Annotated in this window: 13 protein-coding genes and 2 pseudogenes; 12 read left to right on the plus strand and 3 right to left on the minus strand. The window is 55.1% G+C overall.

The window, feature by feature from the left end; genetic code table 11:
• Positions 1 to 121 precede the first annotated feature (121 nt).
• Positions 122 to 3,394 (plus strand): autotransporter domain-containing protein, encoded by a 3,273-nt coding sequence (locus AC2FFP_RS21120; RefSeq protein ID WP_496881476.1) that lies wholly within the window; start codon positions 122 to 124, stop codon positions 3,392 to 3,394.
• Positions 3,395 to 3,704: 310 nt separating this feature from the next.
• Here AC2FFP_RS21120 and AC2FFP_RS21125 read toward each other — a convergent pair.
• Positions 3,705 to 3,887 (minus strand): annotated as a pseudogene (locus AC2FFP_RS21125) (DDE-type integrase/transposase/recombinase); the annotation flags it as partial.
• Positions 3,888 to 3,950: 63 nt separating this feature from the next.
• On the opposite strand from AC2FFP_RS21125, the gene AC2FFP_RS21130 reads away from it, so the two are divergent.
• The 10 genes and pseudogenes from AC2FFP_RS21130 (at position 3,951) to AC2FFP_RS21175 (ending at position 13,888) form a co-directional block, all read left to right on the plus strand.
• The gene (locus AC2FFP_RS21130) at positions 3,951 to 4,298 is read left to right on the plus strand and encodes a DUF4143 domain-containing protein (protein WP_496845273.1); all 348 of its coding nucleotides are present in this window, start codon (positions 3,951 to 3,953) and stop codon (positions 4,296 to 4,298) included.
• Between the two features lie 186 nt (positions 4,299 to 4,484).
• Positions 4,485 to 5,506: pseudogene (locus AC2FFP_RS21135) on the plus strand (IS110 family RNA-guided transposase).
• 819 nt (positions 5,507 to 6,325) lie between these two features.
• Complete coding sequence (locus tag AC2FFP_RS21140) at positions 6,326 to 8,065, plus strand: ABC transporter substrate-binding protein (RefSeq protein ID WP_496770639.1); 1,740 nt, start codon at positions 6,326 to 6,328, stop codon at positions 8,063 to 8,065.
• Between the two features lie 82 nt (positions 8,066 to 8,147).
• Positions 8,148 to 9,197, plus strand: coding sequence for an ABC transporter ATP-binding protein (locus AC2FFP_RS21145; protein ID WP_108859744.1), 1,050 nt, complete (start codon positions 8,148 to 8,150; stop codon positions 9,195 to 9,197).
• A gap of 1 nt (position 9,198) precedes the next feature.
• Positions 9,199 to 10,275, plus strand: coding sequence for an ABC transporter ATP-binding protein (locus tag AC2FFP_RS21150; RefSeq protein WP_496770637.1), 1,077 nt, complete (start codon positions 9,199 to 9,201; stop codon positions 10,273 to 10,275).
• The gene (locus AC2FFP_RS21155) at positions 10,272 to 11,135 is read left to right on the plus strand and encodes a carbohydrate ABC transporter permease (RefSeq protein ID WP_058274620.1); all 864 of its coding nucleotides are present in this window, start codon (positions 10,272 to 10,274) and stop codon (positions 11,133 to 11,135) included. The genes AC2FFP_RS21150 and AC2FFP_RS21155 overlap by 4 nt, the downstream gene beginning before the upstream one ends.
• On the plus strand, positions 11,132 to 11,929 hold the full coding sequence (locus tag AC2FFP_RS21160; RefSeq protein WP_058274621.1) for a carbohydrate ABC transporter permease: 798 nt from the start codon (positions 11,132 to 11,134) through the stop codon (positions 11,927 to 11,929). The genes AC2FFP_RS21155 and AC2FFP_RS21160 overlap by 4 nt, the downstream gene beginning before the upstream one ends.
• 8 nt (positions 11,930 to 11,937) lie before the next feature.
• Positions 11,938 to 12,342 (plus strand): DUF2160 domain-containing protein, encoded by a 405-nt coding sequence (locus tag AC2FFP_RS21165; protein ID WP_496770635.1) that lies wholly within the window; start codon positions 11,938 to 11,940, stop codon positions 12,340 to 12,342.
• Positions 12,343 to 12,408: 66 nt separating this feature from the next.
• Positions 12,409 to 12,804 carry a BlaI/MecI/CopY family transcriptional regulator gene (locus AC2FFP_RS21170; RefSeq protein ID WP_170559558.1) on the plus strand — a complete coding sequence of 132 codons (396 nt, stop codon included), beginning with the start codon at positions 12,409 to 12,411 and terminating at the stop codon, positions 12,802 to 12,804.
• Positions 12,791 to 13,888, plus strand: coding sequence for a M56 family metallopeptidase (locus AC2FFP_RS21175; protein ID WP_496770633.1), 1,098 nt, complete (start codon positions 12,791 to 12,793; stop codon positions 13,886 to 13,888). The genes AC2FFP_RS21170 and AC2FFP_RS21175 overlap by 14 nt, the downstream gene beginning before the upstream one ends.
• Before the next feature lie 698 nt (positions 13,889 to 14,586).
• Here the strand turns inward: AC2FFP_RS21175 and AC2FFP_RS21180 are convergent.
• Positions 14,587 to 15,258 (minus strand): HAD family hydrolase, encoded by a 672-nt coding sequence (locus tag AC2FFP_RS21180; RefSeq protein ID WP_496770629.1) that lies wholly within the window; start codon positions 15,256 to 15,258, stop codon positions 14,587 to 14,589.
• Positions 15,259 to 15,359: 101 nt separating this feature from the next.
• Positions 15,360 to 16,241, minus strand: a complete 882-nt coding sequence (locus AC2FFP_RS21185) for an NAD(P)-dependent oxidoreductase (RefSeq protein WP_496881477.1) — start codon at positions 16,239 to 16,241, stop codon at positions 15,360 to 15,362.
• Positions 16,242 to 16,800: 559 nt separating this feature from the next.
• On the opposite strand from AC2FFP_RS21185, the gene AC2FFP_RS21190 reads away from it, so the two are divergent.
• Positions 16,801 to 20,001, plus strand: a complete 3,201-nt coding sequence (locus tag AC2FFP_RS21190) for a DUF8508 domain-containing protein (RefSeq protein ID WP_496881478.1) — start codon at positions 16,801 to 16,803, stop codon at positions 19,999 to 20,001.
• Positions 20,002 to 20,205: the final 204 nt, after the last annotated feature.

Here is a 20,205-nt window from a genome sequence, read left to right on the forward strand (position 1 = left end):
CTTGGCGGTTACGATGAGCCAGAAACCCTCTCTTATCAAATCTACTTAAACTGTCCCATTGGTGCTGACGTCAGACACGATTGAATCAACGGGCGATGTTACGACCAACAGGAATGACGGATTGGATGGCACCACCGAAGACGGCAGCATCTCCATCACTTCAACCGGACAGATACGCGCAAGCGGCGGAGGAATTGAAGCTGCCGCAACTGACAATATCACAATCACATCGACCGGAAACGTCACCGCTGGAGATAACGGGATCGACGCTGAAACAACCGGTGATATTACAATCTCATCGAACGGCACAATCACTGCCGAAGGGGACGGAATCAGTGCGCTCGTTCCCGACGAAGGCGAGGGCGACGGCAACGTCACGATAACAAACACCGGTGATATCTCCGCAAGAAGTAATGCCGTGTTCGTCGACTTGTATTCAACGGGAGACATTGAGATTGTCAGTACTGGCGACCTGACTTCCCGTCAGGAAGCAATTTCTGTTTTGACCGACGGTGACAGTGTTACCATCCAATCCAATGGCGATATTACATCGGAGTCAAACAGCGGCATTTCTGTTACTCGCTACGATGGCAACGGCGACATCGACATTACTCAAACCGGCAACATCGTGGCTGCGAACCAAGGCATAGAGGCCCAAATGTTGCGGAACGTTGATGGTAACATTTTGGTCACGTCACAAGGAAACATCACAACCCGGAATAACTCCGGTGTTGGTATTCTTGCGACCCGCTCCGGAAACGGAGAAATCGAAATTACCTCGACCGGAACCATTTCGACATCAGGGGCAGACGCGAACGGAATCCGTGCCCAACAGCAGGGAGGCTCGGGCGACATTGCGATCCGCGCGTTGGGTGAAATCAGTACTTCAGGCAACAATGGCGACGGGATCATGGCCGAGCGCACGCAAGGTGTCGGGGACATTTCTGTCGATGTGGCTGCAAATATCGATACGCAGGGCGATGCGGCGAGCGGAATCGACATCAATTCGTTTAGCCCCGATGCCGACAATAATGTCGGAGTCATTGCAACCGGAAACATCACGACGGCCGGTTCCAACGCGTCAGGAATTCTCGTCCGTAAATCGGGCACTGGGAACGTCGAGATCAATACCAGCGGGAATATCACAACAAGAGGTGAATCTTCTTCCGGCGTCACGGTTTTGAACGTTGAGGGGGGCGATACGGTCATAACTTCGGACAGCGTTATCGCCACACAGGCAGAGGCATCCAATGGCATTGTCGGGTTTAGTTTGAACGGCGATGGGGAAGTGAAAATCCAGTCCAATGGTGCGATCACTACTGCAGGAAGGTCTGCGAATGGGATCGGAGCGGGCAAGGAAGCTGTTGTCGGGAATGTTACTGTTAACAATACGGGCAGGATTGAAACCGCTGGGGTCGACGCCAACGGGATTGTTGCGGAAATCCGTGGCATCGAAATTGAAAGTGACACCGCCGTAACTGTTGAAATCGAGTCCGCCGGCGAAATCTTGACCCGCGGCGACCAATCAAACGGGATTGAAGTTCAAAACCCTGGCCGGGGCAACACTGCGATCCGAGTCGGCGACAACATTTCGGCAGAGGGCGCACGCGCCAGCGGTATCCGTGTCACAGGCTCAGCTATGAATACGTCCACTGTCTCCATCAATGGTGCAACTGTCCAAGGTGGCTCAGGTGATGGTTCGGCCGTACGTTTCGACTCGGCCGCGGGTGCAACGAATGTTTTAAATACGGCGGGTGAGGTTGTCCTGTCGTCGCTGGGTGGATCTGCTGTGATCGGAGGCGCTGGTAACACTACGATCAACAATTTCGGAACACTGACCGCAACAGCCAACGGTGCTATTATGCTGGGCGAAGGCACAAATGCTTTCAACAACCAGGCTGGCAGTACTTTCAACACTGGTGGCGTTGTCAATCTGGGTGCAGGAAACGCTCTGACCAATGACGGGGTGCTATCTCCGGGTGGGCGGGGAACGATCGCAACCACGAGTGTGACAGGCAGACTGGTGCAGGGGGAAAGTGGCCGCTTCGCCGTCGATCTCGACTTGGATAGCGGCGCGGCGGACCGCTTGAACGTTTCAGAAACCGCAGCCTTGAACGGTACCGTGGACGTCAACGTATTGAACGGGTCGGCCCGGTCCCAGCAATTCACAATTTTGACTGCGGAAGGTGGCACGGCGAACGAAGGTGTGACTCTGAATGGTTTCACCATCAGCCCAATCCTGCAGGCTGAACTGCAGTTCCCCAATGCAAATGACGTGGTCCTGGCGACCAACGTAAACTTCGCCGCTCCCGGCGCTGGGCTAAACGCCAATCAGCGCAACACCGCCAATGCAATTGATGCGGCCTTTGAAGACGGGGATGAGAACATTGCCCCGGTAACCAACGCCTTGCTTAACGAAGTGTCCAACGCCAATGAATTGAAAGAAGCGTATGACCAACTTGGCGCGGCGGGTATTCTCAGCAGTGAAAGCACCGCACTGGTCAACGCCCAGAACTTCACCAATCAGCTGTTTTCGTGCCAAGTGACCGGCGTGGAATACGCCGCCATCTCGGAAGGCAGCTGCCTCTGGGCACGGCCTCAGACCCAGCATTTCGATCAGGATGGAACGTCGGATTCTGTCGGCTACGACAGCCGGTCCTACGGGATCAGCGTGGGTGGCCAGCTTGAGTTCCGGTCCGATTGGTTTGCCGGGTTTGCCCTGGCGTATGAATCTGGCGATATCTTCTCAACGTCCGGCGTCGATAGTGATTTTGACTCTTATTCGGTCGGCCTGAGTTTGAAGCGCACGTTCGGGCGGTTTGCCTTGTCCGGGGCAATCGCTGGCGGTGTGGGCGATTTCGACACGACGCGTTCCGTCACGTTCGGCGGCCTCAACGCATCGAACACATCGAACTACGACGTCGATTATCTGTCGGCACAGGTACGAGCGGCATATCTGATTGAACGCAGCTCGGGTTATCTCAAACCTATGCTGGATTTGAACCTGACGCGCGTTAAGCGTGACGGATTCACGGAATCCGGGACGTCAGCAACTGGCCTGTCCGTTGACGCCAACAGCGAGACCTATTTCTCGGTCAGCCCGTCACTGGAGTTCGGTCAGGACCGGCAGATCCGCGAAAATCTGGCGCTGCGTGCATACGGGAAAATCGGGGCGACGTATTTCAACAATACGGATACAACCGTAACGGCACGTCTTGGCGATGGACCTGATTTCACCAACTCGACAGATGCCGACAACCTGTTTGCCGATGTCGAAGCGGGGGTGACGTTCTTTACCCAAGGCGAAAAATCCATTCAGCTTGGATATCGGGGCCGGTTCTCGGACAATACACGCATCAACAGCGCCTTTATCAAGGGCAGCATCAAATTTTAATCGAATGAGATGGTTGATCTGAACCAACCGCGACAAGGGGAAGAAGCCTTCTCCTTGACGCACGGGATGTATCGCCAAATTTGGCGCCCGATTAGAAAGTGTTGTGGACAGTGCGGAATTGCTCGGATGTGCGGATCGCACCGTTGCAAAAAATCGCCGCTATCCTGTGGATATACGAGAATTAAAGGCACAAAATCGGACCAAATGTCCGGCAATGTTTCTGCGTCCAGTAATTAAGGGCACAGTGACATCGATCGGTTTTGTCGCCAAGGTTTGAGCCCGTTGAGTTGTTTGAGCAATCGCTTGTGAGTCAGGTGGCGAGCTCAGCGAACTGCTGAAATGGACAAAGTTCGGGCGTAAGTTGGCCCTTTCGGATCATGTGCGACACTTCGATTCCGTCGAGCGTTGCGGCCGCTGAAGCGAACGACTTGAACCCGCACATGTGGCATATGCGACGCTTGATGAACCTGTGATCCTGCTTGATCAGGTTGTTATCCGGCATGAATGATCGCGACGCTTCAATCGGAGGTTTTGAAGGCCTCGATTTGGGTTAGAGTTGATCTACCGGGATCCGGTTGTCAGAGGCAGTTGGGAAGGCTTCTGTATCGAGAGCCTAATCGCCGCTGCGGCACGCGGAACTGAAGCAAGCTTCTATCGCTCTTCCGCAGGCGCTGAGGTTGATTTGATGTTGGAGCTTCCCCGAGGCGCCCTCTGGGCCATAGAGATCAAGCGGACGACATCTGCCAAGGTGACGCGCGGGTTTCACATCGCGACAGAAGATTTGGACGTCTCAGAACGCATACTTGTCTATGCGGACGGGAAGGAAGTGCCGGGGCCGGGGGGAGTACGGGCAATGCCCCTAAAAAGTGCTATGGAAAGGCTGGCGTCCGCAAAGGCTAAATAGCGACCGGGCCGGAAGTAGCGGGTTCGGAATTGAACGTTGTAGCCCACCTCTGGCCGAACCTTGTTGCAATTGAAAATACTGCCACGAGCGGCCCAATTCTGATGGGGTGGATGGCTTCTGCTCCAACCGGCGTCGCAATGCGCCATAATGCGGGTTTCAAAATCTGCTTATGAGAGGAGCCACCCCATGCAAGTCGCCACAATTGGCGTTGATCTGGCCAAGAACGTTTCCAAGTCCACGGGATCACCGCGACCGAAGAAGTCGTGTTCACCAAGCCATTGCGACGAGCGCAATTTCTGTCGTTCTTTGCAAAACCGGGCCCCTGCTTAATCGGCATGGAGTCGTGCAGTAGTGCGCATCATTGGGCCCGCGAACTTACTGCAATGGGCTACGAGGTTCGACTGATCCCGCCGATGTATGTAAAGCCATACGTCAAACGTGGAAAGTCGGATGCCATCGATGCCGAGGCCATCTGCGAGGCTGTGACCCGACCGACCATGCGCTTTGTGGCCACCAAAACGGTCGAACAACAATCTCTGCTGTCACTCCATCGTGCCCGCGATCTTCTAGTGCGCCAGAGAACGCAACTCATCAACAATCTGCGTGGCTTGGTTGCTGAGTTTGGCATCTTCATTCCAAGAGGTCTCGCCCGGGTGATCAGCTTTTCTGAGGATATCACACTTGGTGAGGTTCTCGATTTGCCCGACATCGCCAATGAAGTGATCCACAATCTGTGCGAACAACTCATGGCTTTGCATAAAAGGGTCCGCTGGTACGAAGGACGCCTGAAGCAAGTGGCCAAAGAAGATGAACGGGTGCGCTTGTTGCGCACAATCCCGGGCATCGGTGCGGTAACGGCCTCTGCGATTATCGCCAGCATCGGCGATGGGCATCAGTTCCGAAACGGCAGGGAATTTGCTGCCTGGTTGGGTTTGACCCCCGCAAACAAATCCAGCGGCGGCAAGGAGAAGCTGGGGCGGATCACCAAGGTGGGCGATCAGTATCTGCGATCTTTGCTTGTCGTCGGCATGACATCATTAGTCCGACAGACACGGTCACACCCTGAACGCGCCAGCAAGTGGCTGACATAACAACTCGAACGCATACCTGCGCTGGTCGCAACTGTCGCAATGGCTAATAAGACTGCCCGGATCGTCCGGGCAGTGCTCACCCGCAACGAACTTTACAGCCCACGCGCTGTAGCCTGAGACGAAAGGAACATCGAGTTAGCAAGACCCGCGAGATGATGGTGCATAAGTCTGCCGCCAAAGCCAAGAAACTCCGCCGAATGGCGCGAGCATAATAGTCCGTAAAGCTGATAGGAACTTGGTTTGCGGAACCCATCAGGGCTAGCGGTCAAAACCGCGCAAACAGGCAGGACACATGACTGCTTCTGACAAATGCACAAATCAGATCAAAAAGGACTTGCTATGCAGGAGCCATCCACACAAGATATTCGCTTCGCTCTCTTGTTTCATATGTGTGTCATGTGAAAGCCGACATTCGATGCGACCAATAAGTTTGTCACAGCGTACCTCCTGATCCGAGTTTTGACCCAAAGTAATGGTAAACGCTGTAAGAAACGAAGTTGACTTTCATCTAGAATTTCAAGGATGGGTGTAACAAAACCAAAACTATATTGATTTAGCCTCCAATTGTCGGCCGTAATATATGACAACGCGAAAAGACCGATGTGGTAGGTAGGTTGTTAGAACATCTGGTGATTTGTTCCACCGGGACTCAACAAGTCTTCTAAATTAGAAGCGGCTGTCAGCGTCACAGGAAGGAATCAGGCTCTGACGCGCATGAACACTAGCAATACGAGTGTCCTGCACGCATCCTCAGGCCTAAGATGAAATACCGTCCACTTGTAGTTCATGAATTGCAAAAAAAGTTAAAAAATTCAATTGCTTCCAGGGGCCTCATTTAATTACTAAAAATTTAGTTTGACAGGTGCGCAAAAAATCGCTGATGCTGTCTGCTATCCGGTTTGCGCCGGAAAACCATAATTTTTTGGGAGGAAAGAGATGCGGAGACATCTACTTTCCGCAGTGGCGGCTGCTGCCGTCATTGCGGGGCACGGTCCCGTTTGGGCCGACGAAGCCGCAGCACAACGTTGGATCGACGACGAATTCCAGCCATCGACCTTGTCGAAAGACGAACAGATGTCGGAAATGCAGTGGTTCATTGAAGCTGCACAGCCTTATGCTGGCATGGAAATCAACGTCCTGTCCGAAGGCATCCCGACACATTCCTACGAATCCGAGGTTCTGACCAAGGCGTTCGAGGAAATCACCGGTATCAAGGTCAATCACCAGATCCTCGGTGAGGGCGAAGTGGTTCAGGCTGTTCAGACTCAGCTTCAGACAGGTCGGAACCTGTATGATGGCTATGTCAATGACAGCGACCTGATCGGCACGCACTCGCGTCTTCAACTGGCCTATCCGCTGACCGACATGATGGGCGGTGATTGGGCGGCGTCGACTTCGCCGACGCTGGATCTGGATGACTTCATGGGCATTCAGTTCACCACCGGTCCGGACGGCAAGCTGTATCAGCTGCCCGACCAGCAGTTCGCCAACCTCTACTGGTTCCGCAAGGACTGGTTCGATGATGAGGCCAATAAAGCCGCCTTCAAGGAAAAGTACGGCTATGATCTGGGTGTTCCAGTCAACTGGTCTGCTTACGAAGACATCGCCGATTTCTTCACCAACGACGTGAAAGAAGTCGACGGCACCACGATCTATGGCCACATGGATTACGGCAAGCGCGCGCCTGACCTGGGCTGGCGTATGACCGACGCCTGGCTGTCGATGGCTGGTGCTGGCGATGTGGGCGAACCCAATGGTATCCCGGTCGACGAATGGGGCATCCGTATGGAAGCTGGCACCTGTAACCCGGTCGGTGCTTCGGTATCGCGCGGCGGTGCTGCTAACGGCCCGGCTGCGGTCTATGCGATCCGTAAGTGGGACGAATGGCTGCGGAACTACGCTCCTCCGGGTGCGGCGTCTTATGACTTTTACCAGTCTCTGCCTGCGCTGAGCCAGGGCAACGTGGCCCAGCAGATCTTCTGGTACACCGCCTTTACCGCCGACATGGTGAAGCCGAAATCCGAAGGCAACAACACCGTGGATGACGAAGGTACGCCACTGTGGCGGATGGCGCCCAGCCCGCACGGCCCCTACTGGGAAGACGGCCAGAAGGTTGGGTATCAGGACGTGGGTTCCTGGACCTTCCTGAAGTCGACCCCTGCGGATCGTGCTCAGGCGGCTTGGCTCTATGCCCAGTTCGTGACGTCCAAAACTGTCGATGTGAAGAAGTCCCATGTGGGTCTGACCTTCATTCGCGACAGCTCGGTCAACCACGAGTCGTTCACCGAACGCGCACCCAAGCTGGGTGGTCTGGTCGAGTTCTACCGCTCGCCTGATCGTGTGGCATGGTCGCCGACCGGCATCAACGTGCCGGACTATCCGAAGCTGGCCCAGATCTGGTGGCAGCAGATCGGTGACGTGAACTCGGGCGCATTCACCCCGCAAGAGGCGATGGACCGTCTGGCTGAAGAGATGGACATCACCATGGCCCGCATGCAGGCCGCGGATGAAAGCGCCGGTGTCTACGGTGGCTGTGGTCCCCGCTTGAACGAGCCGCAGGATGCGTCGTTCTGGTTGGAAAAAGCAGGCTCGCCCAAAGCCAAGCTCGAGAACGAAAAGCCGCAGGGTCAAACCGTCAACTATGACGAACTGGTTCAGCGCTGGCAGTCTCAATAAGCCATTGAAACCCGGGGATGCCGCTTTAGGCATCCCCACCTCAAGGCCAGTGCGACGCACTGAAGAACCGGAACCCACGGACATGATCGAACTACAAGATGCCACCAAACGCGTTGGCAACGTTATCCATATCAAGCCCACGACCCTGACGCTGCAAACCGGCCATTTCAATGTACTGCTGGGCGCGACGGGATCGGGCAAAACTTCTCTGATCAAGATGATGGCCGGGCTGGACCCGGTCGCCTCAGGCAAGGTGCTGATGGACGGGCAGGACGTCACAAGGCTGAACACGCAAAAGCGGCAGATCAGCCTCGTGCACCAGTTCTTCGTGAACTATCCGCATATGACTGTTTTTGACAACATCGCCTCACCTTTGCGTGTGGCAGGGATGGCGAAATCCGAGATTGAAGGACGCGTGGAAGAGGCCGCCGACTTGCTGCAGCTGCGCCCGATGTTGCATCGCCGACCGCATGAGTTGTCAGGCGGCCAACAACAACGTACCGCGTTGGCCCGTGCCATCGCAAAAGAAAGCCGAGCCGTGTTCCTCGATGAACCGTTGGCCAACCTGGATTACAAGCTGCGCGAAGAACTGCGCGAGCAGCTACCCGACCTGTTTGCCGGTCGTGGGGCGGTGGTGGTTTACGCCACCTCGGAACCCGAAGAGGCGCTGCTTTTGGGTGGATATACCGCCCTTATGGAAGACGGTCGCGTTACTCAATTCGGCCCGACTGCTGATATCTATCGCAACCCTGAGAATATTGCCGCTGCGCGCGTGTTTTCAGACCCGCCGATCAATGTGGCCCGCGTCACCGTGTCCGGTGCACAAGCGCGATTGGCGGGTGGAGGCGGCTGGCAGGTCGCAGATATGACCGATGGCGAGTACATGGTCGCAGTGCGGCCGCACCGAGTGACACCAATCCGCACCTCGGATGCGGATGTGGAACTGACCGGTCGGGTGATTGTAACCGAATTGTCAGGGTCGGATTCCAGCGCTCATTTCCAGCATGGGGACGATGCGTGGGTCTCTTTGGCAGCTGGTGTACATCCCTATCAGGTGGGCGAAGACCATCGTTTTTTCATGAACCCGGCCCATTGCCGGTATTTCGGCCAAGACGGCAAAAGGGTAGCCTGACATGGCACAGATCAAGCTTTCAAACCTTAAACACAGCTATATGCCGACGCCAAAAGGCCCGGATGACTACGCGCTGAAGGAAATTGACGTGACCTGGCGCGATGGCGGGGCGTATGCCCTGTTGGGGCCATCAGGTTGCGGGAAGTCCACGTTGCTAAACATCATTTCCGGCCTTCTGACACCGTCTGAAGGGCAGATCCTGTTCGATGACCGCGACGTGACGGCCTTGCCGCCAGATCAACGCAATATCGCGCAGGTGTTCCAGTTTCCGGTGATCTACGACACGATGACCGTGGGTGAAAACCTGGCTTTTCCGCTGAAAAATCGAGGTGTCGACGCCGCGACAATCAAACGCCGCGTTGATGAGATAGCCGAGATGCTGGACGTCACCGAGTTACTGAGAACCCGCGCGTCGGGCCTTAGCCCCGACAACAAACAGAAGATCTCGATGGGGCGCGGTTTAGTGCGTGATGACGTGAATGCGGTGATGTTCGACGAACCGCTGACTGTGATCGACCCACACCTGAAATGGAAACTGCGGTCGAAACTGAAGGAACTGCATCAGCGCGTCAAAGCCACGATGATTTACGTGACCCACGACCAGACTGAGGCGCTGACCTTCGCGGACGAAGTGGTCGTGATGCAAGACGGTGAAGTGGTTCAGATCGGCACGCCTGTCGAGCTGTTCGAACGTCCTCAGCACACGTTTGTTGGTCACTTCATCGGCTCTCCCGGCATGAACGTTCTGCCCTGTGAAGCCAGGGACGACCGCGCCGTTTTCGAAGGCCACGAAGTGATGCTGGAAGGTCCGACCCATGGTGATGGCGGTCGCACCGATCTGGGCATCCGCCCCGAATATGTGGGGTTCGGTGACACAGGTATCCCTGCACATGTAACCAAGGTCTCGGATATTGGCCGTCACTACGTGGTCAGCGCCATGGTCGGTAACACAGCGCTGAAAGCAGTAACTGAACACAGTGTCCCGGAACCGGGATCACAAGTCTTCCTGCAATTCAAACCTGAACAATCGCGCGTCTACCGCGACGGCTGGATCGCAAGCGAGGAGCGGGCACAATGAGAACGGAAAACCAAAAGGCATGGTTCTTTGTCTTGCCGGTGCTGGCACTCGTCGCGTTCAACGCGCTGGTGCCGATGATGACGGTGGTCAACTACTCAGTGCAGGAGACCTTCGGCAACAACCAGTTTTTCTGGGAGGGACTGGGCTGGTTCGAACAGATCCTGCGCTCTGATCGGTTTCAGGCTGCGCTTGGACGGCAGTTCCTGTTCACTTTCCTGATCCTGCTGATTGAGGTGCCCTTGGGCATCATCGTAGCCCTGTCGATGCCGCGCAAAGGGTTCTGGGTTCCTGTTTGTCTGGTTCTCATGGCTCTGCCGATGCTGATCCCATGGAATGTAGTCGGGTCGATGTGGAATATCTTTACTCTGCCCAAGATCGGCTTGCTGGGCTATTTCCTAAATGACGTTTTGGGCATCAACTATGACATGACGCAGCAGCCGCTGTCGGCGTGGATCACGGTCGTCATCATGGATGTCTGGCACTGGACTTCATTGGTCGTACTACTCTGCTACGCTGGCCTCGTGTCGATCCCGGACGCCTATTATCAGGCCGCCAAGATTGACGGCGCCAGCCCGTGGTCGGTATTCCGCTACATCCAGCTGCCCAAGATGAAAACAGTCCTGACCATCGCAGTACTGCTGCGGTTCATGGACAGTTTCAACATCTATACCGAGCCCTTCGTTCTGACCGGCGGAGGCCCCGGCAATTCAACAACCTTGCTGTCGATCGACCTTGTGAAGATCGCTCTGGGACAGTTCGACCTTGGCCCTGCAGCCGCGATGAGCCTGATCTACTTCGCCATCACGCTGCTGGTGTCTTGGGTCTTCTACACTCTGATGACAAAGGATGACGCGCAATGAAGAAGCGGTCCCTTATCCCAATCCTCTATATCGCGTTTCTGATGCTGCCGATCTATTGGCTGGTGGCGATGTCCTTCAAGACCACGAACGAGATTCTGTCGGGCTTTTCCCTGTTCCCGCAGACCTTCACGCTGGAGAATTACATCACCATCTTCACAGATCCGACGTGGTATTGGGGCTACATAAATTCGATTGCCTACGTGACAATCAACACGGTGCTTTCCGTTTGTGTGGCCTTGCCCGCCGCTTATGCGTTCTCGCGCTATCGGTTCCTTGGTGACAAGCAGCTGTTCTTTTGGCTGCTGACCAACCGTATGGCTCCGGCTGCGGTGTTTGCGCTGCCTTTCTTCCAGCTGTACTCGTCTATCGGATTGTTCGACACATATCTGGCCGTGGCACTTGCCCATACACTGTTCAACGTGCCGTTGGCTGTTTGGATCCTGGAAGGTTTCATGCGCGGCATTCCCAAAGAACTGGATGAGACCGCCTATGTGGATGGCTATTCGTTCCCACGTTTCTTCGTGACGATTTTCCTGCCGAACATCAAAGCGGGTGTCGGTGTCGCGGCCTTCTTTTGTTTCATGTTTTCGTGGGTCGAGATGCTGTTGGCCAAAACCCTGACTGCAGTGGAGGCTAAACCCATCGCGGCCGTCATGACGCGTACTGCCTCCAGCGCCGGGTACGAGCTGGGCCTGCTGGCCGCTGCCGGAACCCTGACCATCATCCCCGGAGCCATCGTCATTTGGTTTGTCCGCAACTACATCGCGCGCGGTTTCGCGATGGGTCGTGTGTGAGGTTCGATATGCGTAAATTTCTTCTCATCCTCCCTTTCCTACCTACGACAACCTTGGCTCAGGCTCAGACCGGATGGGGCAACGTTGGCCAACAAGAGAAAAAGGGATTTTCCTGGACCGACCCTTTGTGGCCCGATTTCTGGATGGCCTGGACGCCTGCGACACTTGCAGTTTTCGTTGGGATATTCTCAGCCATCGCGCTGATTGGCGTTCTCGAAGGCTTCAAATATCGCGACGGGATTGAGCGGCGCGGCGTATTGGGTCTGACCACCACGCTCGGCGATCGTCTCTTCATCACGCTTCTCGGGGCTGCCTACATCTTTCTGGCCTGGCTCGGATTGGTTGGGCAACCGGTTTGGACGCCGCTGTTTTTGTCCATCGGTTGGGGCATCTTCGTCTTCTGGAAAGTTTAAGCTTTGCGAAACTGCGAAAGGATGCTTGTCTGTCAGGCATACTAAAAAATGGCGACACCGAGACTGATGCGAAAGAAAAAAACAACAAACTTACTGACCGAAGTAGAGCTGGAGTTCATGAACGAGCTCTGGGCGCTGGGTCAGGGCTCAGTCCGAGATGTTCTTGATCGTTTGCCGCCGGATCGAAATCTGGCCTACACATCTGGCGCAACAATTTTGCGCATCCTCGATGAAAAGGGATTTGTAGAAAGTGAGAAAAACGGCAAGTCGCTGACGTATCGGCCACTTCTGGAAAAAGACAGGTATCAGTCGCGTTCGCTGCAAAATCTTTCCCGGACGTTGTTCGACGACACCCCTGCAACGTTGGTTGCAAGGCTGGTCGACGATGCGGGACTGACAGAAGATGATCTGGAGGAAATTCGAGCACTGGTAGAGAGGAGACTGCAAAATGACGGCGGTTAAACCGGTTCTCGACGCGTTTCTCGAGTTCAATATTGTGCTTGGATTGTCAGCGTTAATTTGGCTGGCTGCCCGCGCGGCGTTGGGTCGAACATCGATGCGATATGGCTTTGTTGCGCAACTCCGTTCCCTCAAGACGCTATGCATTTGTGTTGTACTGAGCCCGTTTTTGGCACTGGGTGTTTCGACAATTGCCGGTCTGGTTTGGCCGGGACGTGCAGTGGCATTGGGTGACATTGCTGTTGCCGCCTACTTGCGCGGCGACATCGCTATGCCAGCAGCGCAATTCGAAGCGCTGCTGAATAGCCGCGAGCGATGGATTGATCACGTATTGTCCGGCAACAATGCCTTTGTAACCTACGCTTCGATCGCGCTGGCGCTGATTTCGGCAATGTTGGCGATCAGGGTAATGCGCGATGCTTGGGCTATTCGTAAGGCTGTAAAATCCAGCTTCCTTTGGCGCCGCTCATCGAATGTAGATATTCGCCTGTCCGACCGTGTAACCGTGCCCTTTGCCGTGCGGGGCTTGCGTCGCCGGCATGTCGTTTTGCCCAGCCATCTGTTGAACGCGCCAGCCGAACTCCGGTTCGCGCTGGCTCATGAGTTCCAGCATATCCGTGCTAGGGATGTGGAGTGGGAATTGGGCTTCGAACTCCTGCGACCAGTATTGTTCTGGAACCCGGCTTATCTTGTATTGAAGCATCAGTTTGACCGACTTCGGGAACTGGCCTGTGATCAATCTGTGGTGTCGCGCAAAGGGATCAACGCAAAAGACTATACCGCTTGCCTGTTGGACTATTGTGCGCGGTCAGTCGCTTTGAGTAACCCACGCGTTCTTCACGTGGCTTTGGTGAACGGCACCAAGGCAAAGCATGTATTGCGGCAACGCGTAGTCGCGCTGACTGAGGCGCCAATCACGACGACACACTTACCAGCAGCGTTTCTCGGGATGACATTAACCTTGGCTACAGTCCTTGCCATTGGTTCTGCATCAATCCGTCAAACTCAGGATTGGAGCCATGATCGGTTAATGCTTTCCACAGTTGTAAATCTGGAGCGGCTGGAAGCTAGAAATCAAGGAAATTGACCGCTGCTGTAAAGTTCCGGTTTGAACCAGTTCGACGGCGTCAGAACGACATACGAGAATATTGGATTCTGGCGTTTTGTAACGCTTCCGTTCAGCCGTTTTTTCAAGCTTCTGTCAGTTTCGCATAAGTGCGATCTATAACCCGCCGGACTTCGGGGACGCTCGGTGCCAGGTAAAGATGGTGTGTGAGAGGACAATACACAGTTTTGCCGCACTGACTCAAACACCCCGTTTGATCTAGTGGCAGTTCCAAGGGGCGGGTCAACGCGTTACTTGTTTGCGGATTAAACCCTCGCTTTAACTGACTGTTCTGTCGCCTTCTCCATCCCAAGAATACTTCGTTTACGATTGGGAGAAGATGTTAGAACGGACTGATACGCCTCCGCTGCTCGGTCCGCGTCACCGGTTGCCATCAACAAATCACCCAATAGCTCACGCGCAGGCAAAACGTGGCCCGGTGTTACAGGAGCTTTGGTGCAGATCGCGGCGAAGGTGTCAGTGCGAGCCCAACCCGGTCATCGCAGTTTTGTGCTGCGTGAGCACATAGCAAAAAAACTGCTGCGCAAGCATTGGTCAGCTTGCCGCTACTCAGCGAGAAGAACGGTCAATCGTGCTCAGCGCAGCGATCAAGACGACTCAAATTCACAGGTAGGCGGGACAATCTGCGCTTTCGCTGCATTTGCGCGATGGTCAGCTTTCTATTCCGGAACTGCCATCAGACCAACCGCGTGGGCCCCGGCGATGATGTTGCTGGCGATGTGATGCCCGAGTGCACGTAGTTCGGCGTCGGGGGCGACGATATCGGGGACTTGCACCGTAATGAGGCCTGCCGCGTGGGCCGCGCGGACGCCGTTGGGCGAATCCTCGAACGCAACGCAGTTTGACGGATCCTGACCCAGGCGTGCTGTGGCATGTAGGTAGATATCTGGCGCAGGCTTGCTGGCAGCGACCTGATCGCCGCCTACTACGTCGCGAAAAAGCGCGCTGAGACCCGCTCGCTCGAGATGCAGATGCGCCTTTTCTGTCTGGGTGCTGGTGGCGATGATGTAAGGTATATCCCGCTCGCGTAGGTGTTCTGCCATCGCGCGCGCACCCGGTTTGACAGGGATGCAATCCGCCAGCCGTTGCGCGATTTCGGCGTCCCAGACGGCATCAAATTCTTCCAGCGTGACGCGCCCAGCTAGCCCTTCGGTTAAAAGTCGGCGTCCCAGCGCACGGTTTGTGCCGACTAGCCGACGGAACAGGTCGTCGTCTCGCGGCAATCCGAGAGCGTCAAGCGTTGTACGGAAGCCCTCGAAGTATACACGCTCGGTGTCGAGCAACAGGCCATCCATATCGAATACGACGGCTTGGGGAGTGGGAAGAGGCATAAGGGGTGGCCGTGCTGAGGTTTGAGTGTGCGTAGCTTGAATGAACGTTTTCTGGCGAATTGGAAAGGCCGCAAAGCAGGACGCAGCGGACAATTGGCGCCTCAATTTTTCCGAAGCGCTTTGATGATTGCTGCAGTTTCCTGTTTTCCAAAGCCAGCGTCCTGCGCACGTTTGACCCAATTGCGCATTACAGTTGGTAGTTCAGTGTTGATACCCATAGAAACAGCGTGATCGTACAACCCAGTGACCGCCTCTCCCGCCACTTCAACTGATGCGCCGCCGCCAGAAATCTCGTCGAAGGAACCTGCATGGATTGCTTCGGTAAGTGGGATAGCCCTGTCACCTGCGGGAAGGATGGACGTGAACTCAGACACAGGCAATCCCTCTGCTTCGCAGACGAGCGATCCATGAATACTCCCAAATATGATGCCAAGGAGGCGTGAAAGAAACGCAAGCTCCAAAGTCGCTGCCGAGCGGACGTTCGAACCCAAGTAGCGTAAATCGCCGGCGAGTACGTCAAGGTTTGCCTTGCTATCTGAAAATGCGATTTCGTCTCCGGCGACCGCTATCCGGCCGGTTGACGTTCCGATATCGCCTGGCCAACACATTATCGTGCCGTCAAGGTAACCTGCGCCCCAATTGTTAAATTGCTTTCTACTATCCTCTGATTCTTGCGGCGACGAAGTGCCAAGCTGAATAATGTTTCTACCGGCGGCCGCCTTTGAGACTGGAGGAGTATCAAAAAGAGCGTTTGTGGTTGAGTAGTTGAGAAGGCAGATCAATGTCCTGGGGCTTGCCGAAATGGCCTCATCCAAATCATCAGCCACCCGCGCACCCCGATCCACCAAGGAGGTCATTTTGTCCTGCGTGCGGTTCCAGACGGTAACGTTACGCCCGGAGTCCAAGAGCGCGGTTGCCAGAGCAGTTCCCATTGCGCCCAGTCCAACAACCGTAATGTCGCTCGTCATCCCCAATTCCCCCATTGTGCCCCGCTTACCAACCGCAAGCCTGTAAACGATATCACGGATGACAGGGGAGAGCCGGGGAATCTAATATTCCGCTTTGAGCTCAAAACGGATGAGGTGGGTGGCTCCTGCTCCACCGGCATCGAATGTGCCAAAGTGCAGTTGTCATCGACTGCTAGGAAAGGAGCCATCCACCTCATCCGGTTCGGGCCGTGCGCAACAGTTCGAACAAGTCAGTTACACGAGGGCTTGGTCCATCCTACTGCCGTCACATCCAGACTAAAATTTCGTCGGTAGCGAAGGTTTCCCGCCAGTTACGTCGAAAAAGTCACATGACGGTACCGGCCGACATCCCAAGAAAATACGGAGACCCTGGGCTCGGATCGTAGAGCGTTGGACTGCAGAACACAGATCGAAATACCTTGCCGTGATTTCAGACGGCAAAGCTCCGCCGTATTAGGCCGGCTACGAACAGGCATGTAACTAACATCTCCAGGTTGAGCTACCGTGAGTTGTGCTGTGGCGAGTCGGATCCCGACCCGCTGTTTTTTCACCAGATCAAAAAAGCGAGGCTCACATGGTTACTACACTGGCTGCGGGTGACATTGCGTTTACCGGGTTCAATTCCGACAATCCCGACGAGTTCACATTTGTTGCTTTGACCGACATCGAGGCAGGAACCGAGGTCAAGTTCACTGATAACGGTTGGTTCGCAGCCGGCGGTTTCCGCAGCAGTGAGGGTATATTCGTCTGGACGGCACCCGCAAACATTGCTGCGGGTATGGTGATCAACCCCGCATTTACCGGGCCGAACTTTTCGGCCAGCGGTGATCAGATCCACGCGTATCAGGGTGACGACGACACGCCCAGTTTTGTCGCATCGGTTCATTTCAATGGGGACGGATATGAGCCTGACGCAACATCGTCGAATACGTCTGCACTGCCCTCGGGGTTGACCGTCGGCACCAGCGCAATTGCCCTCACCGAAACCGACAACGGTGTTTATAGCGGCCCGCTTTCCGGTACAAAGGCCGAATTACAGGCCGCCATCAACGACCCGGCCAACTGGAAAACCAGCAATACCAGGATTGAAGATGTTGAACCTGCGGGGTTCACCGTCACGGATGCCGCGCCCTCGCCATCGGTCATCATAAATGATTTGGACCTGACGACCGATGAAGGGGGAATGGCAGATACATATGAAGTCACGTTGTCAGTCGCGCCCGAACAGCCGGTCACGATCACCATAGCCGCAGGGGCTGATCTTGACGTCGTGCCAACTGAACTGGTGTTTGACGCTACCAACTTTGACCAGCCTCAACAAATCGCCGTCACCGCCGTTGACGACGATTTGCCCGAAGCGGCCGAGGTCGTGGACATTCAGCACACGGTAACCTCGGACGATCCCGCATTCGACGGTATTCTGGCCCCTGTTGTCGAGGTGTCCATCTCGGCAAGCGACATTGAAATCGTGTCGATCTATGAAATCCAGGGCGCGGGCCACGTGTCTGAATTTGTTCTTGCAGATGGACAAACGGTTGCGGATTTCTTCGCGAACCTGCCCGCCGGACCGTCGAGTGTTCTGGGCGACATGGTTTCAACCAGCGGCATCGTCACCGCGGTGGATTCCAACGGGTTCTATCTGCAGGACCCTGATGGCGATGGCAACGATGCGACCTCGGATGCGATTTTTGTGTTCACTGGATCGAACCCGACCGTCACCGTGGGTGACGCCATTTCCGTGGGTGGAACCGTTGCCGAGTTCTTTCCCGGAGGCACAGGCAGTGGCAACCTGCCGACCACCCAACTGACCAATGTTTTTGACCTGGAGGTGCAGTCATCGGGCAATGCGCTGCCCGAAGCGGTTCTGATTGGCAATGATCCGGGTGAGCGGGCGGTGCCCAACCAAAGCATCGACGATGATGCGTTTGCCTCATTCGATCCAACCCAGGATGGCATCGACTTCTTCGAAAGCCTGGAAGGGATGCGCGTGACTGCAACGGATTTGCAAGCCGTCAGCGGAACCAGCCGGTTCGGTGAAATCTTTGCGGTTGCCGATCAGGGTAGTGGCGCAACCGGCCTTTCTGAGCGCGGAACGCTCAATATCTCACCAGACGACTTCAATCCTGAGAAAATCCAGATCGACGAAGACAGTGGAATTTTCGATTTCGACTTTCCCACGGTGAATGTCGGCGATCACCTTGGCGACGTCACGGGTGTGGTGGGCTATAGTTTCGGAAACTACGAAATCCTGCCGACCGAGGATTTTACACCAAATATCCAGTCAGCAGGGTTGGAACAGGAAACGACCACCCTAGCCAGTTCAGGCAACGAGCTGACGATTGCGACATACAATGTTCTTAACCTCGACCCCAATGATGGCGACGGCGACCAAGATGTCGCCGACGGTCGGTTTGCCGCCATTGCCGAGCAGATCACCAATAACCTCAACAGCCCGGACATCATTGGTCTGCAAGAGGTGCAGGACAATTCGGGCTCGGACGATGACGGAACCGTTTCGGCGTCGGAAACCCTGGCGGAACTGGCCGCAGCTATCTTGGCGGCGGGTGGTCCGGCTTATGAGGTGATCGACAACACCTTTATCGGGGACGGAACATCCGGGGGTCAGCCCGGCGGCAACATCCGCACCGCCTTTCTCTACAATCCTGATCGTGTCTCGTTAGTGGAAGGATCCGTGCAGACCATCAGTGGGCAAGGTGAAGGCGAGGCCTTTGAGGGCGCACGTTTGCCATTGGTCGCAGATTTTGTTTTCAACGGTGAAACCGTCACGGTGGTCAACAATCACTTTTCATCCAAAGGTGGTTCTGCGCCTATCTTGGGAACCGAACAGGACTTTGCCGCTCGCCAAGAAGACGTTGATGTGAACGGCAGTCTGGATGAGCGCCAGGCCCAGAGCCAGGCTGTTCAGGATTTCGTCAACGGACTGGGTGATGGCGCCAATGCAGTTGTGTTGGGTGACTTCAACGAATTTGAATTTGTCTCACCCGTAGCTGACCTTGAGGCCAATACCGACCTCGTCAACCTGACAAACGATATCCCGGAAGACGAACGCTATAGCTTTGAGTTTCAGGGCAACAGCCAGTCGTTGGATCATATTCTGGTGTCCGAGGATCTGCATTCCGGCGCACAGGTTGACATCGTTCACGTCAATTCAGAGTTCGCCGCAACCAGCGGGCGCGCCTCGGATCACGATCCCATGGTGGCAAGCCTGTTCATTCCAGAAACCCAGAGTTTGGCCGTTGAGTTCGAAGCGGGCCGCTGGTTCAAAACCAAGGCCTTTGAAAGCATCGATGGCGAAGTTGTGGATGTCGACCGGCTTGGCCCGGTGCGCAACAGTCTCACGTTTTCGGATGTGGGTATCAAAGTGGATGCGATCGATCCAACCAATTTCGAGCTGGTTGCGATCAAACATGGGGCGATTGGCGTGTTCTCATTCGACGACTCGTTGTTTAGCCGCGATGCTGCATCGGTTGACGGTGACGAAAGCCTCAGAATTGCTCTGGAAGACACGGACCTAGAAGCAGTGGAGTTCATCTTTAGCTTTGGCGACAGTCACGGCAGCGGTGAAGTCGAGGTTGCCTTCTACGATGACGGTGTTCTTGTCGGCACCATGGTGGCGGATGCTGACGACGGTGATTTCTCGGGCTCACTCGGGCGCACAACCTTTGATGCGGTAGAGCTGTCAGCGATCGACGACACCATGTTTACAGTCGACGAATTCTCGTTCGAGGTGATCGACCAAAACCTGATTGCGTAAGACAATGCCACACGGGGTCACCCCAGTACCACCGTGTGGCATACTGCATGCCAATATTACCGCATCACGAACACTCGAAACCTCGAAAATTCGAACAGAATGGATTAGCCGGCTTGAGCCATTGAATGTGACGCGTTGCAAAAAAGAAGTTTGCATCACAATCGTGCAAGTTTGATCTGATCTGACGTCCAGAAAAATATACAT

The sequence above is a fragment of the Ruegeria sp. YTSC004 genome (assembly GCF_059609805.1).